The organism is Adlercreutzia sp. DFI.6.23, assembly GCF_024462535.1.
Taxonomy (GTDB): domain Bacteria; phylum Actinomycetota; class Coriobacteriia; order Coriobacteriales; family Eggerthellaceae; genus Adlercreutzia; species Adlercreutzia rubneri.
Genome location: NZ_JANGBP010000598.1, coordinates 1 through 297, shown reverse-complemented (window position 1 = coordinate 297; position 297 = coordinate 1). Strand labels below are relative to the sequence as shown.

Below are 297 nucleotides of genomic sequence, written 5' to 3'. Positions count from 1 at the left end.
CACGCTCTCGGAGATACTCAAGGAACAGTGGCAATGGCGCAAGCAGATCTTGAGCCTGGGGCTGTTCGATCTGAAGACTATTTCAGCGGGTGCGGTGCTTGGCCCCCTGTGGTTTTTCGCGAAGCCAGCAGTGTACATTCTGGTATTTTGGTTCGCGCTCGAGGTTGGGCTGCGCAGCGCTGACCAGACGGGTTCCGATGTCCCCGATATCCTCTGGCTTATGGGCGGCCTCATTCCCTGGTTCTAGATTCAGGAAATTCTCGGCACGGGTATCAATATCTTCAAGCGATACTCGTA

Annotated in this window: 1 pseudogene; it reads left to right on the top strand. The window is 54.9% G+C overall.

Going from position 1 to position 297, the window contains the following annotated elements:
* Positions 1-247 (top strand): annotated as a pseudogene (locus NE591_RS14725) (ABC transporter); the annotation flags it as partial.
* Positions 248-297 lie beyond the last annotated feature (50 nt).